General features: G+C 77.1%; 1 protein-coding gene and 1 pseudogene. Both read right to left on the reverse strand.

Going from position 1 to position 1,451, the window contains the following annotated elements; all coding sequences use genetic code 11:
• Positions 1-338: pseudogene (locus VR44_RS23815) on the reverse strand (hypothetical protein); the annotation flags it as partial.
• 169 nt (positions 339-507) lie between these two features.
• On the reverse strand, positions 508-1,451 hold a 944-nt coding region (locus VR44_RS23820; protein WP_045949623.1), incomplete at its 5' end, for a DUF5937 family protein.

Here is a 1,451-nt window from a genome sequence, read left to right on the forward strand (position 1 = left end):
CCGCCGAGCTGTTCGGCGAGACGGGTGAGGGCGGCGGCGGCGGCCGGGCCGTCGGCGCGGGTGAGCAGCTGGTGGGTGGTGGTCCCGGCGGGTGCCCCGGCGGCGGGTGGCTGCCCGTAGGCCGCGAGGGGGGTGTGCAGGGCCAGTTCGCCCTGGGCCACGAGGGTGCCGAGGACGGGCCAGAGGGCGAGGGCCGGGGTGAGGGAGGGGGCGGCGAGGGGGGTGTCCCAGTCGCCCGGCGGGCCGGGGCGGGCGGCGTGGACGGTGTACGCCGAGCCCACCGCCCAGACCGCGTCCGGGTCTGCGGTGCGCATGAGGGCCTCGATCTGCGGCGTCATGCCCGGCACGCTACGTCGGCCCGCGCGGCGGGCCGGGCAGGTCGTGGGGAACGCGCGGCCGTGCCGCCGCCCGCCACCCGAATGCCGGGGCCGCCGGGCGGCGGCCCCGGCGCCCGCCCTGCCGGTCCGGCCGGGTGCACGTCGAACACCCCCGGGGGTGAGGATTGCCCTACCGGAGTACCGCCGCCAGCAGATCGGTGCCCAGGGCCGTCAGGTCCGAGAGGTTGAGGCTGTAGCGGACGTACCGTCCCTCGCGGCGGCCCACGAGGAGGCCCGCGCGCCGCAGGAGGGCCAGGTGGCGGGAGACCTCCGGCGGTGTCATGTCCCAGGTGTGGGCGAGTTCCCCGTTCGTGTGCGCGCCGCGGGCCAGGGTGCGGAGCAGGCGCAGACGGGCCGGGTGGGAGAGGGCCTCCAGCCGGAGGGCGACGGTGTCCAGGGAGACGGGCCGCGACGGGCCCGGCTCGGTCACCGGGTACTGGACCACCGGCTGCCAGCCGGGGGCGTGGACCACCGCGAGGTGCGGGCGGCCGAAGACGCTGGGGATGAAGGTGACACCGGTGCCGTGGGCGTGCGTGACCTTGTCCAGGAGCTTGTCCACGAGGATGCCGTCGCCGTCCGGGGCCAGGGTGACCGCGCCGGAGACCGAGGCGAGGGCGGCTCCGGGGCCCTGCCGCTTCAGCAGGTCGTTCTTGAGCCGCAGGTCGGTGGCGAGGCGCACGGCGGCGTCGGCCCAGGCCGAGTCGAAGAAGGCCTCGGCGCAGGCTTCCAGGGTTTCGCGGACGCGTGCCCGTACCGCCGCCGGGTCGGCGAGCAGCCGCTCGGCGAAGGCTTCCTGGCGCGGGCCCCGGGCCTGGGCGAGGTCGAGGGCCAGATCACGGGCGGCGGCATCGCCGAGGGGCGAGGGGGAGGTGAAGTGGACGCGGTTGCCGCAGGTGGTGACCAGTGCGGCGGAGACGTACCGCTCGTCGTCGAGCCGGTCCACGTCGTCCAGTTCCTCGCCGAGGGTCGGGCGGGGCCTGGCCGGGAGCATGAAGTCGGCCTGGGAGGTGCGCCAGAGGAACTCCGCCTCCCGCAGCCGGTCGGCCAGCCCCGGCCGCAGCCCCGCCCACACGT

It is taken from the genome of Streptomyces katrae (genome assembly GCF_000966975.1).
Classification (GTDB): Bacteria; Actinomycetota; Actinomycetes; order Streptomycetales; family Streptomycetaceae; genus Streptomyces; species Streptomyces katrae.